The organism is Janthinobacterium sp. SUN100 (assembly GCF_030397705.1).
Lineage (GTDB): Bacteria > Pseudomonadota > Gammaproteobacteria > Burkholderiales > Burkholderiaceae_D > Janthinobacterium > Janthinobacterium kumbetense.
The window spans coordinates 715,498-730,210 of the sequence record NZ_JAPUBU010000002.1 but is presented as its reverse complement, the minus strand read 5'-3'; the positions used below and the strand labels follow the sequence as shown (position 1 = coordinate 730,210).

Here is a 14,713-nt window from a genome sequence, read left to right as displayed (position 1 = left end):
ACCTTAGAACACGTGAATTTCCTGTAATACCAGCATGGCGCCAGCCGCCGTGCCTTCCACGCGGAAGGTGGCGGTCAGGTCCGACCAGGCGCCGTTCAGTGGCAGGGCGTGGCGTGCTTCGGCGATCGCCACGCCGCCGTCCTCGCTTGCCGGGCGCTCGACGCAGCGTTCGTGCGGCGCGCCGCTGGCTTGCGCCGCCGGCGTGACGCGATACACGCTGCCATCCGCATACGGCTGCGGCGAACCATAACCCTCGATCACGGCGCGCAGCAGCGCCGGCGTCCAGCCGTAATACGCGTCGTGCGCCGTGCGCGCATGGGCGCACGCGTAATCGCCGCGCGCCAGGTCGGCGATCCAGGCGTCGATGATGTCCAGTATCTGTGTGTCGCTGGGGGCGGAGGGCAAGTGCATGGATTTCTTTCGTGACGGGGAAAAACGTTGCTTTCCATTATGATGGCCGCCGCACGATAACATTGCAACGGAACACAATGCACACACGACAGAAGACACGCGTGGCCCTGGCCGCGTTGCTGGGCATGGTCCTGGCCTCGCCGCTGGCGGCACAGGCACAGCCCGCAGGGCAAACGCCGACGTCAACGCTACAGGAGGAAGACCGGACCATGTATTTGGATGAAAATTTCATGCCCAGCAATCAGCGCAGCGCCGTGTATGCGCTGCGCACGCCGCCCGTGCGCGACGAGGCGCTGGGCGCCTGGCATGTGCGGCTCGAATTTCCCGACACGCCGGGCGTGCCGGCCTTTGAAACCTATGCCACGGACCTGGACTTGAGCCAGGTCAAGTTCGTGAAGTTTCGCAAGTATTACCATGAAAATGGCCAGCTGCTGCGCGAAACCTATTTCGATGCCCAGGGCGAGGAACTGCTCGGCGGCAGCGTGTACTTTGAAAATGGCCAGGTTCAGCAGCGGGTGACCGCGTTGCCGAACGGGCGCGACAGCATCTCGGAAACGTATCACCAGAATGGCCAGCTGATGAGCCGCACGCTGTATCACGGCGACGAGATGGCCGATGGCGAGCAAGTGTCGTATGGCGCGAACGGGGCCGTCAGCAACCGCTCGTATCGACGCCATGGCAAGATGGATGGCGTGCAGGAATCGTTTTATGCGGATGGCAAGCTGTTCCGGAAGGGGTGGTATGTCGATGGCCAGCGCGAGGGCGAGTTCGTCATGTACGCGCAGGATGGCAAGGTGCTGGCCCGGACCGTCTGGGTGCACGGCCAGCCCGACGGCTGGTCGTTTGAAAGCCATGGCAATGGCGTCGTGTCGAACAAGACCCTGTACCAGAAGGGTGCCGTGCTCAGCTTGCAAACGTGGGCCCCGAATGGCCGGCCCGTGTTTGCCTGGCAGAAAGACGCGCAGGGGCGCGACCACGGCGATACGACGGATTGGCATGCCAACGGCGCGCGCGCCAGCGTGACGCCGTTTGTCGAAGGCCAGCGCCACGGCTTGCTGCAAACCTGGTACAGCGACGGCAGCCTGCGCCAGATCGTGCCGTACGACCACGGCAAGAAGCACGGCATCGAGCGCCACTGGGACCAGGCCGGCAAGCTGGTGCTGGAACAGGCGTGGCAAGCCGGAGAGCCAGTTTCCATGCGCTAGGAGTCGTCCGCCTTTGCAGGTATCATGCAGGGATTCCGGCCCGCCAGCAGGCGCGAAGCCGGCAGGATAACTGGAGGCAATGGTGGTGGAAGCGGAAGTTTCGGCGATGGCCAGGGCGCAAGGCATGGCCTTGCAAAACATGCGCGTCGTCATGCGCGCGGCGCAGCGCCACTCGGCGCAAATCGAAAAGCAATGCGGCGTGTCGGGCGCGCAATTGTGGGTGATGCAGGAGTTGCTGGAACGGCCGGGCCTGCGCATGGGCGAACTGGCCAGCAAGATGTCGATCCACCAGACGACGGCCAGCAACCTGGTCGAGGCGCTGGTCAAAAAAACCTATGTGCGCAAGGCGCGCGACCAGCCAGACCAGCGCGTCGTCACCCTGACCCTGACCTTGGAAGGGCAAGCCGTCATCGCCGGCGCGCCGCAGCCGGCGCGCGGCTTGCTGCCCAGTGCGCTGGCCCAGCTGGACCCCGACAGCCTGGCGCACCTGAACCAGGGCTTGAACGCCTTGCTGGCCGTCGTCGCTCCCGATGACCGGCAGGCGGGCATGCAGCCGTTTCCGTTCACCATGTAGTCACGCGCAAGCGTGTGGCGCGCCGCCCCGCTTGCCCGTATCATCGGCGCCGTCGCACCGTTGATGAAAGCATGCATTGAAGATACTCACCTCTGTTTTGCTGGCCTCTGTCCTGGCCGGTTCCCCGCCCGTTTCCATGGCCAGCGCCCCGGCTGCCCCGGCCGTGGCTGCCGAACCGTCGCCGGCTTCCCAGTATTTTGACGGGGATTACCAGCCCGTGGCGCCCGCCGCGGCCGTGTACGAGCAGCGCGCGCCGCTGCGCCACGATGCGGCCCGCCAGGCATGGCATTGGCAGCTGCATTTCGCGCAGCCGCCGGGCAAGCTGCACATGGATGCCTGGCTGCTGGGCACCGACGTGGCGTCGCCGCGCTACGCTGGCCGGCGCAGCGTGTATTTTGCCGATGGCCAGCTGGGCCTGCTGGAAGAGCGCAACGGGGAGGGCGATTTCAATGGCGTGAACGTGGAATACTATGCGGACGGGACGGTGAAGAGCCGCAAGGCGTACCGCGACGGCGAGTACGACGGCTTGCACAGCCACTTTCATGCGAATGGCCAGCTGAGGCATGCCTTGCTGTACCAGGCGGGCCAGCCCGCCGATGGCGAATTCCTGAGCTTTGACGAGCACGGCCAGGTCAGCAACCGCGCGCATTTCGCCGATGGCGTGCTGACCGGTGAAGTGACGGCGTTTCATGCGGATGGCCGGCTGGCCGAGCGGGGACCGTATCTCGATGGCCAGCGCAACGGTCTGCACCAGGCCTGGTGGCCGGACGGCCGTGAAATGTCGCGCCTCAATTTCCTGCATGGCAAGCCGCAGGGCTGGTCGCTGCTGTATTTCGCGAATGGCCAGCTGGACCAGAAAAACCTGTTCGAGGATGGCGTCATGCTGAGCACGCAAAGCTGGCGCGACGATGGCACGCCGCTGCGCCAGCGCCAGCAGGATGAACAGGGCCGCGCGCAGGGCGAGGACAGGCAATGGCATGCAAACGGCACGCTGGCCCGGCTCGCTTCCTACCGCGATGGCGAGCCGCATGGCGCGTGGCGCGAATGGCATGCGGACGGCTCGCCCCGCCACGCCGTGGACTATGCGCGCGGGCGCAAGCAGGGCCTGGAGCGGGCCTGGGCCGGCGACGGCACGCGCACCATCTGCGAGTGGCAGGATGGCCGCCTGTTGCGTGCCTGCCGCAATTTCTAGTGCGGTGGCGCGGGCAGTCGTTGCAGCTGCAACTGCGCCAGCGCCCCGTACAGCGGTTCGCTGAGCACGCGCGAGACCGTGCTGGCCACGACGGCGCAAGCCATCAGGCTGAGCACCATGCCGTGGCCGTCGACCATTTCCATGACAATAATGAAAGCCGTCAGCGGCGCTTGCGTGGCGGCGGCCAGGAAACCCACCATGCCCAGCGCGATCAGGGCGGGCGCGTGCGGGTAGTGCAGCAGTTGCGCAATGTCATGCCCGATGCCGGCGCCGATGGCCAGGGAGGGCGCGAAGATGCCGGCCGGCACGCCCGACCACACGGTCAGCCACGTCGCCACATATTTGAAGGCAACGAAGGCGGGCGTCACGTCGGACGAGCCTTCCAGCATGGCGCGCGTGGCCACGGTGCCGCTGCCGAACGTGGCGCCATGGCTGGCGATGCCGATGGCCGCCACCAGCAAGCCGCAGACGGCGGCGAACAGCACGGGCCGGCCTTTTCTCCATGTGGACAGTTTCCCCAGCGGATTGCCCCTGGCGGACGCCAGCAGCAGGCGCGCAAACAGGCCGCCGGCCACGCCCGCGACCAGGGTCACCAGCAGACCCGGCAAGGCCAGCGCCAGGCCGATGGGGCCGGGGTGGATGATGCCGAAGTGGGTGGCGTTGCCGTGGATGGACACGGCCATCATGCCGGCCAGCACGATGCCAGCGACGATGAGGCCGCTGTTGCGCTGCTCGGGCGAGCGTGACAGTTCCTCGATGGCAAACATGACGCCCGCCAGCGGCGTATTGAAGGCGGCCGCGATGCCGGCCGCGCCGCCCGCCACCAGCAGGGAATGGGCGCTCACCTGCGAGTGGCGGGGCAGCCAGCGGCGCGCGGCCAGCATCACGCCGGCGGCGATCTGCACGGACGGCCCTTCGCGTCCCAGCGAGAGTCCCCCCAGCAAGCCGCCCGCCGTCAGGCCGATCTTCGCGGCGCTGAGTTTCAACGAGACGAACAGCGAGCGCTGTTCGGGCGCCACGGCCGGGTCCAGTGTCGCCATCACTTGCGGGATGCCGGAGCCGGCCGCGCCGATCGCGTAGCGGCGCGTCAGCCAGACGAGCAGGGCGGCGCAGGCGGGCGTCCACAGCAGGGCGAACCACCAGGCCTTGCCGTTAAAAAACAGGAACAAGTCCAGCGCTTCCTCGGCCAGCCACGTAAAGCCCACGACGACGAGACCGGCGATGGCGGCCATGCCGACGACGACGGCGCGCGACCACCACAGGTGCGGGTTGGCAAATTCATGCTTGAAGGCAGAAGGAATATCGTGCAAGTGCTTCATTGCGGCAAGTCCAGGAAGGGGCGCGCAGGGCGTCGGGAAGACTTGCCATTATAAAGATATATTTGTCCGAATGTTTTTCCTCTGCCTTATTTGTGGGCAATTGACGACAACAGCTGCGCCTCGGCCAGGAAATCGACGAGCGCCCGCACTTTCGGCGCCAGGTGCGGCCCGGACGGCCACAGCAGCCAGCAACCGTGAGCCGGATGGCCGCTGATGGCGTAATCCTTCAGCACCTCGATGAGGCTGCCGTCATCGAGTGCCGGGCGCACATGAAAGTCGGGCAGCCAGGCGATGCCCAGGCCTTGCCGGGCAAAGTGCAGCCGCGCTTCCACATTGTTGCAAATCATGGATTGCGGCAAGTCCGGCGCAGTCTCGCCTTCGTCCTGGCGCAAGCGCCACTGCTCGACCTTGCCGCTGTGGCGGAAGCGGTAGTGCAGGCAGGCATGTTGTTGCAGCTCAAGGGGATGCTGCGGCGTGCCGTGGCGCGCCAGATAGGCGGGGGAGGCCACGAGGCAGGAGCGGAACTGGCCCAGCTTGCGCGCGGCCAGGCGCGAATCGCGCGGTGCGCCGATGCGGATGACGGCGTCGAAGCCATCGCCGACGACATCGGCCAGCGCATCGGAAAAGTCCAGCTCCAGCGCGATGGCAGGGTGCTGCGCGGCAAAATCGGCCAGCGCGGGCAGGAATACGCCGCCCAGTTCCGGCAAGCCCAGGCGCAGGCGTCCCCGCGGCGCGCGCGCTCCCGCCAGTTCTTCCTGCGCCGCCTGCATTTCCGCCAGGATGCGTTCACTGCGCGTCAAAAACAGCTGGCCCTCGGCTGTCAGGCTCAGCTGGCGCGTGCTGCGCTGGAACAGGCGCGCGCCCAGCCGCTGCTCGAGCCGGGCCAGGCTCTTGCTGACGGCCGACGGTGAAATGCCGGCCTGGCGCGCGGCGGCGACAAAGCTGCCCGCCTGGGCCAGTTGCACGAACAGGGCCACGCCGGAGAGATTATCTGTTTCCTGGTTTTGCATGATTCATGACAGTTTGGTCAGCAGTGAAACGCATTGAAGCATATTTTTCTTTGTTGCGTGGCTGCTTACCATGGGCTTTTATTTGCGGGGGGTGGCAATGAAGACGATCGGTTTCAACAAGGGCAGCGGCGTGGGCGACGAGCATGGCTTGTTCGACGTGGAGGGGCCGATGCCCGTGCCCGGCCCGCGCGACGTGCTGGTGCGGGTGCGCGCCGTGGGCGTCAACCCGCTCGACACCAAGGTGCGCGCCGGGCTGGTCACAGTGCCGGACAATGTTGTCAGCCTGGGCTGGGATGCGGCCGGCACCGTGCATGCGGTGGGCAGCGAAGTCACCCTGTTTGCGCCGGGTCAAGCCGTGTATTACGCGGGTTCGTTCGACCGCGCAGGCGCCAATGCGCAATACCATCTGGTCGATGAGCGCATCGCGGGGGCCATGCCGGCGTCGCTGGACTTTGCGCAGGCGGCCAGCGTGCCATTGGCGGCGCTGACGGCGTGGCAATTGCTGTTCGAGCGCTTTGCCATCGCGCCCGGCGATATGCAGCCGCGGGGCAGCCTGCTGGTGCTGGGCGGCGCGGGCGGCGTCGGTTCCATGCTGATCCAGTTGGCGCGCCGGCTGACGGGTTTTACGGTGATCGCCACGGCGTCGCGCGGCGACAGCATGGCGTGGTGCCGCGCCATGGGTGCCCATCACGTGATCGACCACACGCTGCCGCTGGCGGCGCAGGTAGCGGCCTTGCACGTGGCGCCCGTGCGCCACGTCGCCGCCCTGTCGCACACGGCCCAGCATGCCGCGGCGCTGGTGGAGCTGATCGCGCCGCACGGCAAGCTGGCCGTCATCGATGACCACGATGTTTTCGACGCGGCGCCGCTGAAGGGCAAGAGCATCTCGCTGCACTGGGAAATGGTGTTTACGCGGCCGTTGTTTGCTACCGACGATATGCTGGAGCAGCACCGCATTTTGCAGCGCGTGGCGCGGCTGCTGGATGACGGCGTGCTGCGCCACACGGTGCGGCAGCGCCTGTCGCCCATGGATGCGGCCACCTTGCGGCGCGCCCACGCGCTGCTGGAGCGGGGCGGGCAGCCGGGCAAGATCGTCGTCGGCGACTGAACCGGCTTGCAAGGCAGGCTTACACGAACAGCTCGCGCCGCGCGCTCTGGCTGATGGCGATGGTGGCCGGGTGGCTCAGGCGCCGTTCCGTGGTGATCGCATACACTTGCTCGACGAGGCTGTCGACCCGGCCCAGCGCCACCACGGCGTATTGTTCGCAGACCTGGGGCGCGATGACGGTGGGCGCGAAGAACAGGCCGGCGCCGGACTGGCCGAAGGCTTTCATCATGGCGCTGTCGTCGAACTCGCCGACGATGCGCGGGTGCAGCTTGTTGTCGCCCAGCCATTGCAGCAAGCGCCCGTAGATGGCGAAGTCTTCGCCGGGCAGCAGCAGCGGCGCCCCATCGAGGCATTGCGGAAAGCCGCCCGCCAGGGTGGCGGCCAGCGCCGGCGTGCCGAACAGGGTCATGCCGCTTTCGCCCAGCAAGTGGTTAAAGCCGCGCACGCTCAAGTGGGCCGGCATGGGACGGTCCGCCATGATCAGGTCCAGCCGGTGCACGGCCAGGTCCGCCAGCAGGCTGGCCAGCCGGCCTTCGCGGCAAATGATGCGCAGCGGCTCGGCCAGTCCCAGCGCCGGCGCGACGAGGCGGCAAGCGATCAGTTTCGACACGGAATCGGCGCAGCCCACGCGGAAGGTCGTCGTCGTCGTGCGCGACTGGTCGCGCACGATTTCCAGCAATTCATCGCCCGTGCTGAAGATGCTTTCCGCATGGCTGAGGATACGCCGGCCCGTGTCCGTCAATTCCAGCTGGCGCCCGCTGCGGCGGAACAGTTCCACGCCCAGGGTGTCGGCAAACTCGCTGAGCTGGCCGGAAATCGATTGCGGCGTCAGGTGCAGCTGCTCGGCCGCGCGCGCGATGCTGCCCGTCTTGGCCACCATCCAGAAATAGCGCAAGTGCTTGAAGTTGAGTGTGGACATGGTGTTTTCCGGAAAATAAATACATCGAATTTTTCGATGCATTCTTAAATTATATTCGATTTGTTCGATGTTTATAAGAAGGCTATGATGGCTGCTCAATTCATGCAAGGAGAGTGCCATGGACTTCAGAATACAAACAGAGCATTGCGGAGGCCGCCGATGAACGGCCTGGAAAGTATTGCAACGGCACCCATGTGGGCCGGTTTCATCGCCTTTGTCCTGGTGATGCTGGCGCTGGACTTGTTCGTCTTCGGCGGCAACAAGGCGCACAAGGTGGGCGTCAAGGAAGCGGCGACGTGGTCGCTCGTGTGGGTCAGCCTGGCCCTGCTGTTCAACGGCGGACTGTGGTGGTATCTGAACGGCACGGCCGGTCCCGAGATCGCCAACCAGAAGGCGCTGGAATTTTTCTCCGGCTACCTGATCGAAAAAGCCTTGTCGGTCGATAACGTGTTCGTCTTCCTGCTGATCTTCAGCGCCTTCCAGGTGCCGATCCAGTACCAGCGCCGCGTGTTGATCTATGGCGTGCTGGGCGCGATCGTCATGCGCGCCGTGATGATCATGGCCGGTGCGTGGGTGGTGAGCGAGTTCAGCTGGGTGCTGTACCTGTTCGGCGCCTTCCTGTTGATTACAGGCATGCGCATGCTGGTGGCGGCCGATGCGGAGCCGGACGTGGCGAACAACCCCGTGCTGCGCTTTGCCCGCCGCCACTTGCGGGTGGCCGACGGCGACCACGGCGAACGTTTCTTCGTGGCAAAGGGCGGTTTGCGCTATGTCACGCCGCTGTTCCTCGTGCTGATCCTGATCGAGGTGACGGACCTGGTGTTCGCGGTCGATTCGATCCCGGCGATCTTCGCCATCACGACGGACCCGTTCATCGTCTTCACGTCGAACCTGTTCGCCATCATGGGCTTGCGGGCACTGTATTTCCTGCTGGTGGATGTGGCTGACCGCTTCCACATGCTCAAGTATGGCCTGGCGATGGTGCTGGTGTTCATCGGCGCCAAGATGCTGATCATGCCGTGGTACCACGTGCCGGTGGAAGCGTCGTTGCTGGTGGTGGCGGTACTGATCCTGTCGAGCTGCGTGGCCAGCGTGTTCATCACCCGCAGCGACAAGAAGTAAATGTTGTACGGCGCGCCCCGCCTGGCGGTGGCGTGCCTTTTAATTGACTAATAGAAAGAGTAGAAAATCATGCGTACCTATGAAGCAAACAGTCCCCAGGCAGCGGGACGTATCCTGGCCCTGATGATGGTGGTCGACGGCAACCTGGCCAGCGCCGAGCTGCAAGCCATGCATCGCAGCAAGATCCTCGAGCATATCGACCTGGCCCCGGCCGCCTTCCAGCAACTGCTGCAAGACTTGTGCGATGACATGCTGACGTCGACCGTGCATGGCGCCGTGCAACTGGCCCATGGCGTGATCGACAGCCTGCTCGATGAAATCGATGACCCGGACTTGCGCCGCAAGCTGCTGCAAGCCATGTGGAAGATCGCCGATGCGGACGACTGGCTGGCCGATGGCGAAGCCGTGTTGCTGGCTCGCGCCAGCGCGGCGTGGTCGGCGGAAACGAACTTCCGCGCGCATGCCGCTTGAGGAAAATCAAGCCGCCTTGTGCCCCATGGCAATGACGGCGGCGCCGACCAGGGCCAGGCCCACGCCGGCGATGTCGGTCCAGGCGGGCGTGACGCCATCCACCAGCCACAGCCATCCCAGCGCCGTGGCGATATAGATGGCGCCATACGTGGCATACACGCGGCCGCTGGCGGCCGGATGCAGGGTCAGCAGCCACACGAAGATCAGCAGGCTGACGGCGGCCGGCAACAGCAGCCAGGCGCTGCCCTTGTTGCTCAGCCATAGCATGGGCAGGTAGCAACCCAGCAGTTCGGCCACGGCCGTGACGGTAAACAGCCCGAAAGTGCGGGCAAGGCTGGTCCATTCGAAGGCGTCGTTCATGCTATTCCTGTTGTGCGGTCAGCCGCCATTGTAGACGGGCCTGCGTCAATTCAGTTGCAGGGCGACATACAGCAGCAGGCGGTCATCCGTGTCGTCCAGGTCCAGCCCCGTCAGTTCGGCGATCTTTTGCAGCCGGTAATCGAGCGTGTTGCGATGGATGTGCAGGGCCCTGGCCGTGGCCATCGGGTGGCTGTGGTGGCGGAACCAGGCGGCCAGGGTGCGCATCAGGGTACCCGACTTGCGGTCGTGCGCCTGCAGGCGGGCCAGGGTCTGGCGCAATTGCTCCGCCTGCCAACCGGCTTGCAAGCCTGACAGCAGCACGGGCAGGCTCAGTTCCAGGTAGGAAAAAGTGGTTTGCGCGCCATCGCGGGCGCGCCCCACGCGCGCCGTCTGCTTCGCCGATTCATACGACGCCGTCGCGCCATCGAGGCCTGGCAAGGCCACGCCCATGGACAGGGTGGCGGGCGGCGTGAGCGCCTGCTGCGCCACCTGGTGCAGTTCGAGCAGGCGCTGCCTTGCCTGCGCCGCGCGCGCCTGCTGCGGGCCGCTGGCGGGAAAGGCGTCGAGCAGCACCAGTTCGCCCGGCGAGACGACGGCCATCAGCAGGGCGGGCCAGCGCGCCGACAGGTCGGACTGCACTTGCTGCAGCTGCGTCAGCACCTGGTCCAGCCGCTCGCCCGGGCCTTCTCCCGCATCGGGTATTTCCAGCACGAACATGGCGCGCGGCACGCGCAAGTCCAGCGCCAGGCGCGCCGCCCACGCTTGCATGCTGGCATCGGAAATGCCCGTGCGATACACGAGCTGGAACACGAATTCCTCGCGGTAGCGCTTTTCATGCTGCAACTCGCTGACCAGCCGCGCCTGCTCCAGCATCATTTCCGCCATGGCCCGCACCAGTTCGCCGAACTGGCGCACGGCATCCGGCTCGCCCGTCAGGCCCAGCACGCCGCAAATCTCGCCGCGCACCGTCAAGGGCAGGTTGATGCCGGCCCGCGTGCCCGGCAGCCTGGCCATGTCGGCCGCGCCGATTTCCACGCTGGCGTGCCGGGCCAGCGCCAGTTGCGCGCCCGGATGCAGGTCGCCCACGCGCTGCGGGTCGCCGCTGGCCAGGATCACGCCGCGCGCATCGATCACGTTGACGCTGAAGGGAATGATGTGCATGGTGCGCCGGACGATGTCCTGCGCCAGGGGGGGATCGATGCTCGGCATGGTATTCACCTTCTGGTTTTGTGCATTTGCATGGAATCATCGGATTCAACACTATGTTTCTTCATGCATCCGCACGATGACTGTTTCTGTGGGCGATTGTACGATGGGCTGGTCGCATCCCATAAAAAAATAGTCAGGAGACACCCATGACCACCCATCCAGGCGCCAGCCTGTCCGCCGGCGCGTCCGCGCAGGACCGCGTGCGCGAAGGCGCCTACCGCAAGGTCACCTTGCATCTGATCCCCTTCATCTTCATCTGCTACCTGTTCAATTACCTGGACCGTGTCAATGTCGGCTTTGCCAAGCTGCAAATGCTCGATGCGCTGCAATGGAGCGAAAGCGTGTACGGCCTGGGCGCCGGCATTTTCTTCATCGGCTACGTGGCCAGCGGCGTGCCCAGCAATCTGTTGCTGCACCGCCTGGGCGCGCGCAAGGTCATCGGCACCCTGATGATCGCCTGGGGCATCGCCTCGGCCTGCCTGATGTTCGTCACCACGCCGGCCGCGTTTTACTCGCTGCGCTTCATCACGGGCGTGTTCGAGGCCGGTTTCTTCCCCGGCATCGTGCTGTACTTTACGAACTGGTATCCCGCTTCGCGCCGGGGCCGCATCATGGGCCTGTTCATGTCGGCCATTCCCATTTCCGGCTTGCTGGGCAGCCCCTTGTCGGGCTGGATGATGCAATCGTTCGCCGGCCACGGCGGTCTGGCCGGCTGGCAATGGATGTTCTTGCTGCAAGGCATTCCCACCGTGCTGCTGGGCTTTCTCGTGTATGTGCTGCTGAACGACGGCATCGCCCAGGCGAAGTGGCTGAATACTGAAGAAAAGCAGCTGCTGCGCGCCGACCTCGACGAGGACGAACGCCAGCGCCGCAACAGCGCGAATACGGCCGACACCTTCGCCAGCGTGCTGCGCAACAAGCACGTGTGGATGCTGGGCCTCGTGTATTTCTGCATCCAGATGGGCGTGTACGCGATCAATTTCTGGCTGCCCACCATCGTCAAGTCGCTGGGTTTCGCCAGCCCCGTGGCCGTAGGCTGGGTCAGCGCCATTCCCTACCTGTGCGCCAGCATCTTCATGATCTGGGTGGGCCGTTCGGCCGACAAGCACAAGGAACGCCGCTGGCATTTGAGCGGCCCCCTGCTGATGGCGCTGTGCGGCTTGCTGCTGGCCACCCAGGCGCACGGCAACGTGGTCGTCGCCCTCATCGGCCTGTCGCTGGCGACCATGGGCGCGCTGTCCGGCCTGCCCATGTTCTGGCCCTTGCCGACGGCGTTTCTCGGCAGCGCGGCGGCGGCCGGCGGCTTGGCGCTGATCAATTCGCTGGGCCAGGTGGCAGGCTTCGTCAGCCCCTTCCTCGTCGGCTGGATCAAGGATGCGACGGGCGGCACCGACGTGGCCCTGTATATTCTTTCCGCAGTCATGCTGCTGGGCGCCATACTGGTGCTGCGCGTTCCCGCGCGCATCGTGAACCGTTGAACGAAGCTGCCATCGAACCGGAGGAATTGACCATGACGACCACCCCGGCGCCGCGCGCCTTGCTGCAAGCCATGTTCCAGGCCGCCATCGAAGCGGCCCAGCCATCGCACTGCATACCGCCCCATCTGCCGCCAGCGCCCAAGGGCCGTTTGATCGTCATCGGCGCCGGCAAGGCGTCGGCCGCCATGGCGCAAGCCGTGGAACGGCACTGGCCGGGGCCGCTGTCCGGGCTGGTCGTCACGCGCTACGGCTATGCCGTGCCGTGCGAACGCATCGAGATCGTGGAAGCGTCGCACCCCGTGCCGGACCAGGCCGGCATGGACGCGGCGCGCCGCATGCTCGAACTGGTCGGCAACCTGCAGGCGGACGATACGGTGCTGTGCCTGATTTCGGGCGGCGGCTCGTCGCTGCTGGCCTTGCCGCTCGATGGCATCACTTTGGCCGACAAGCAAGCCTTGAATCGCGCGCTGCTGGCGTCCGGCGCCACCATCGGCGAAATGAATTGCGTGCGCCGCCATTTGTCCGCCATCAAGGGCGGGCGCCTGGCGGCCGCCTGCCATCCGGCGCAGGTCATCACTTTGGCGATTTCCGACGTGCCCGGCGACAAGCTGGGCGACATCGCGTCCGGCCCCACGGTGGGCGACGCGACGACATGCGAGGATGCGCTGGCCATCGTGCGCCGCTATGGCATGGACTTGCCGGACAGCATACGCGCCACCTTGGAAAGCGGGCGCGGCGAATCCGTGAAACCCGACGATCCCCGCCTGGCGCGCACGCGCACGACCCTGATCGCCACGCCGCAGATGGCCCTGGAAGCGGCGGCGCAGGTGGCGCGCGCGGCCGGCGTCACGCCGTATATATTGGGCGACAGCCTGGAAGGCGAGGCGAGGGACGTGGGCAAGGTGATGGCCGGCATCGCGCTGCAAACGGCGCAGCGGGGCCAGCCGTTTCCCGCCCCGTGCGTGCTGCTGTCGGGCGGCGAAACGACGGTCACCGTGCGCGGCAACGGGCGCGGCGGGCGCAACGTGGAATTCCTGCTGGCGCTGTGCATCGCGCTCGATGGACGCGAGGGTATCCACGCGCTGGCCGGCGACACGGATGGCGTCGACGGCCAGGAAGACATCGCCGGCGCGGTCCTGGCGCCGGACACCCTGCAACGGGCCTGGGCGCTGGGCATCAAGCCCCGCGACAGCCTGGACAACAACGATGGCCACGGCTTCTTCCAGGCGCTGGGAGATAGCGTGGTCACGGGCCCGACATTGACGAATGTCAATGATTTCCGGGCCATCCTGATTACCTGAATTTAGAACCCTTCCAGCACGATCTTCCCTTTTGCCGTATTGCTTTCCAACAGGGCATGCGCGCGTTTCAGGTTTTGCGCGTTGATCGTGCCGAAGCGCTCGGCCAGGGTCGTCTTGATGACGCCGGCGTCCACCAGTTGCGCCAGCTCTTCCAGTAGTTCATGCTGTTTGACCATGTCGGCCGTCTGGAACAGCGAACGGGTAAACATCAGTTCCCAGTGCAGCGACACGCTCTTGCCCTTGAACTTGCGCACGTCGAGGTGCTCGGGGTCGTCGATCAGGGCAAACTTGCCTTGCGGCGCGATCAATTCCACGATCTGGTCGAAATGCCGGTCGGTCTGGTTCAGGCTGATCACATAGTCGACGGGCGGCAAACCCAGGCGCGTGATTTCCCCTGCCAGCGGCAGGCTGTGGTCGATCACGTGGTGTGCGCCCAGTTCCTTCACCCAGTCCGCCGTTTCCGCGCGCGAGGCCGTGCCGATGATGGTGACACCCGTCAATTGCCGCGCCAGCTGCACCAGCACGGAGCCGACGCCGCCGGCTGCGCCGATCACGAGCAGCGACTTGCCCGTCAAACTCTTGTCGCGGCTGAGCTGCAGGCGGTCGAACAGCAATTCCCAGGCCGTAATGGCCGTCAGCGGCAGGGCGGCGGCCGGGGCGAAATCCAGGCTGGCCGGCATGTGGCCGACGATGCGCTCGTCGACCAGCTGAAATTCGCTATTGCTGCCGGGGCGGTTGATGGCGCCCGCGTACCAGACCTTGTCGCCCACGTGGAACAGGGTGACGTCGGGGCCGACGGCCGTGACGATGCCGGCCGCATCCCAGCCCAGCACTTCCGGCTGGCCCTCTTTCGGCGCGCGGTTCTTGCGCACCTTGGTGTCGACGGGATTGACGGAAATGGCCTTGACGGCGACGAGCAGGTCGCGCCCCGTGGCGACGGGCACGGGCAGCTCGATGTCGAGCAGGGCGTCGGCATCCGTGATGGGCAGGCTGTGGTGGTAGGCGATGGCTTTCATGTGCTTCCTCGTTGAGTG

15 protein-coding genes are annotated in these 14,713 nt (G+C 65.7%); 8 read left to right on the top strand and 7 right to left on the bottom strand.

The features are described from left to right. Positions 1-3 precede the first annotated feature (3 nt). The gene (locus tag O0881_RS15525) at positions 4-411 is read right to left on the bottom strand and encodes a hypothetical protein (RefSeq protein ID WP_289912040.1); all 408 of its coding nucleotides are present in this window, start codon (positions 409-411) and stop codon (positions 4-6) included. A 77-nt stretch (positions 412-488) separates the two neighbouring features. On the opposite strand from O0881_RS15525, the gene O0881_RS15520 reads away from it, so the two are divergent. The 3 genes from O0881_RS15520 (at position 489) to O0881_RS15510 (ending at position 3,382) form a co-directional block, all read left to right on the top strand. Continuing rightward, positions 489-1,616, top strand: a complete 1,128-nt coding sequence (locus tag O0881_RS15520) for a toxin-antitoxin system YwqK family antitoxin (RefSeq protein WP_289912038.1) — start codon at positions 489-491, stop codon at positions 1,614-1,616. A 79-nt stretch (positions 1,617-1,695) separates the two neighbouring features. Then, the gene (locus O0881_RS15515) at positions 1,696-2,190 is read left to right on the top strand and encodes a MarR family winged helix-turn-helix transcriptional regulator (RefSeq protein WP_289912037.1); all 495 of its coding nucleotides are present in this window, start codon (positions 1,696-1,698) and stop codon (positions 2,188-2,190) included. Positions 2,191-2,266: 76 nt separating this feature from the next. Continuing rightward, entirely contained in the window at positions 2,267-3,382 is a 1,116-nt protein-coding gene (locus O0881_RS15510; protein WP_289912035.1) for a toxin-antitoxin system YwqK family antitoxin, read from the top strand. Here O0881_RS15510 and O0881_RS15505 read toward each other — a convergent pair. Further along, on the bottom strand, positions 3,379-4,701 hold the full coding sequence (locus O0881_RS15505) for a chloride channel protein (protein WP_289912034.1): 1,323 nt from the start codon (positions 4,699-4,701) through the stop codon (positions 3,379-3,381). The two genes, O0881_RS15510 and O0881_RS15505, sit on opposite strands and share 4 nt — an antisense overlap. Positions 4,702-4,787: 86 nt before the next feature. Beyond that, positions 4,788-5,711, bottom strand: a complete 924-nt coding sequence (locus tag O0881_RS15500) for a LysR family transcriptional regulator (protein WP_289912033.1) — start codon at positions 5,709-5,711, stop codon at positions 4,788-4,790. Between the two features lie 97 nt (positions 5,712-5,808). Here O0881_RS15500 and O0881_RS15495 point away from each other — a divergent pair, with 97 nt between their 5' ends. Further along, positions 5,809-6,819 (top strand): zinc-binding alcohol dehydrogenase family protein, encoded by a 1,011-nt coding sequence (locus O0881_RS15495; RefSeq protein ID WP_289912032.1) that lies wholly within the window; start codon positions 5,809-5,811, stop codon positions 6,817-6,819. A 19-nt stretch (positions 6,820-6,838) separates the two neighbouring features. Here O0881_RS15495 and nhaR read toward each other — a convergent pair whose 3' ends face one another. Beyond that, positions 6,839-7,738, bottom strand: coding sequence for a transcriptional activator NhaR (gene nhaR / locus O0881_RS15490; RefSeq protein ID WP_251350801.1), 900 nt, complete (start codon positions 7,736-7,738; stop codon positions 6,839-6,841). A gap of 159 nt (positions 7,739-7,897) precedes the next feature. Here nhaR and O0881_RS15485 point away from each other — a divergent pair, with 159 nt between their 5' ends. Both O0881_RS15485 and O0881_RS15480 read left to right on the top strand, forming a co-directional pair. Then, positions 7,898-8,860: a TerC family protein gene (locus tag O0881_RS15485; protein ID WP_289912030.1), complete on the top strand. Its 963-nt coding sequence runs from the start codon at positions 7,898-7,900 to the stop codon at positions 8,858-8,860. A gap of 69 nt (positions 8,861-8,929) precedes the next feature. After that, positions 8,930-9,331 carry a TerB family tellurite resistance protein gene (locus O0881_RS15480; protein WP_289912028.1) on the top strand — a complete coding sequence of 134 codons (402 nt, stop codon included), beginning with the start codon at positions 8,930-8,932 and terminating at the stop codon, positions 9,329-9,331. A gap of 6 nt (positions 9,332-9,337) precedes the next feature. Here O0881_RS15480 and O0881_RS15475 read toward each other — a convergent pair whose 3' ends face one another. Continuing rightward, positions 9,338-9,691 carry a YnfA family protein gene (locus O0881_RS15475; protein ID WP_289912027.1) on the bottom strand — a complete coding sequence of 118 codons (354 nt, stop codon included), beginning with the start codon at positions 9,689-9,691 and terminating at the stop codon, positions 9,338-9,340. A gap of 45 nt (positions 9,692-9,736) precedes the next feature. Continuing rightward, positions 9,737-10,900, bottom strand: a complete 1,164-nt coding sequence (locus O0881_RS15470; protein WP_289912025.1) for a sugar diacid recognition domain-containing protein — start codon at positions 10,898-10,900, stop codon at positions 9,737-9,739. A gap of 146 nt (positions 10,901-11,046) precedes the next feature. Between O0881_RS15470 and O0881_RS15465 the strand changes: the two genes are divergently transcribed. Together O0881_RS15465 and O0881_RS15460 are read left to right on the top strand one after the other, a co-directional pair. Next, on the top strand, positions 11,047-12,378 hold the full coding sequence (locus tag O0881_RS15465; protein WP_289899262.1) for an MFS transporter: 1,332 nt from the start codon (positions 11,047-11,049) through the stop codon (positions 12,376-12,378). Between the two features lie 32 nt (positions 12,379-12,410). After that, the gene (locus tag O0881_RS15460; RefSeq protein ID WP_289912023.1) at positions 12,411-13,679 is read left to right on the top strand and encodes a glycerate kinase; all 1,269 of its coding nucleotides are present in this window, start codon (positions 12,411-12,413) and stop codon (positions 13,677-13,679) included. A gap of 2 nt (positions 13,680-13,681) precedes the next feature. Here O0881_RS15460 and O0881_RS15455 read toward each other — a convergent pair whose 3' ends face one another. Then, complete coding sequence (locus O0881_RS15455) at positions 13,682-14,695, bottom strand: zinc-binding alcohol dehydrogenase family protein (RefSeq protein ID WP_289912020.1); 1,014 nt, start codon at positions 14,693-14,695, stop codon at positions 13,682-13,684. Positions 14,696-14,713: the final 18 nt, after the last annotated feature.

What these genes read in the sequence shown, in the direction of transcription:
- O0881_RS15500 (WP_289912033.1), bottom strand. Translation starts at nt 5,711, where the DNA reads ATGCAAAACCAGGAAACAGATAATCTCTCCGGCGTGGCCCTGTTCGTG.
- O0881_RS15455 (WP_289912020.1), bottom strand. Translation starts at nt 14,695, where the DNA reads ATGAAAGCCATCGCCTACCACCACAGCCTGCCCATCACGGATGCCGAC.
- O0881_RS15525 (WP_289912040.1), bottom strand. Translation starts at nt 411, where the DNA reads ATGCACTTGCCCTCCGCCCCCAGCGACACACAGATACTGGACATCATC.
- O0881_RS15470 (WP_289912025.1), bottom strand. Translation starts at nt 10,900, where the DNA reads ATGCCGAGCATCGATCCCCCCCTGGCGCAGGACATCGTCCGGCGCACC.
- O0881_RS15515 (WP_289912037.1), top strand. Translation starts at nt 1,696, where the DNA reads ATGGTGGTGGAAGCGGAAGTTTCGGCGATGGCCAGGGCGCAAGGCATG.
- O0881_RS15480 (WP_289912028.1), top strand. Translation starts at nt 8,930, where the DNA reads ATGCGTACCTATGAAGCAAACAGTCCCCAGGCAGCGGGACGTATCCTG.
- O0881_RS15520 (WP_289912038.1), top strand. Translation starts at nt 489, where the DNA reads ATGCACACACGACAGAAGACACGCGTGGCCCTGGCCGCGTTGCTGGGC.
- nhaR (WP_251350801.1), bottom strand. Translation starts at nt 7,738, where the DNA reads ATGTCCACACTCAACTTCAAGCACTTGCGCTATTTCTGGATGGTGGCC.
- O0881_RS15485 (WP_289912030.1), top strand. Translation starts at nt 7,898, where the DNA reads ATGAACGGCCTGGAAAGTATTGCAACGGCACCCATGTGGGCCGGTTTC.
- O0881_RS15505 (WP_289912034.1), bottom strand. Translation starts at nt 4,701, where the DNA reads ATGAAGCACTTGCACGATATTCCTTCTGCCTTCAAGCATGAATTTGCC.
- O0881_RS15465 (WP_289899262.1), top strand. Translation starts at nt 11,047, where the DNA reads ATGACCACCCATCCAGGCGCCAGCCTGTCCGCCGGCGCGTCCGCGCAG.
- O0881_RS15475 (WP_289912027.1), bottom strand. Translation starts at nt 9,691, where the DNA reads ATGAACGACGCCTTCGAATGGACCAGCCTTGCCCGCACTTTCGGGCTG.
- O0881_RS15460 (WP_289912023.1), top strand. Translation starts at nt 12,411, where the DNA reads ATGACGACCACCCCGGCGCCGCGCGCCTTGCTGCAAGCCATGTTCCAG.
- O0881_RS15495 (WP_289912032.1), top strand. Translation starts at nt 5,809, where the DNA reads ATGAAGACGATCGGTTTCAACAAGGGCAGCGGCGTGGGCGACGAGCAT.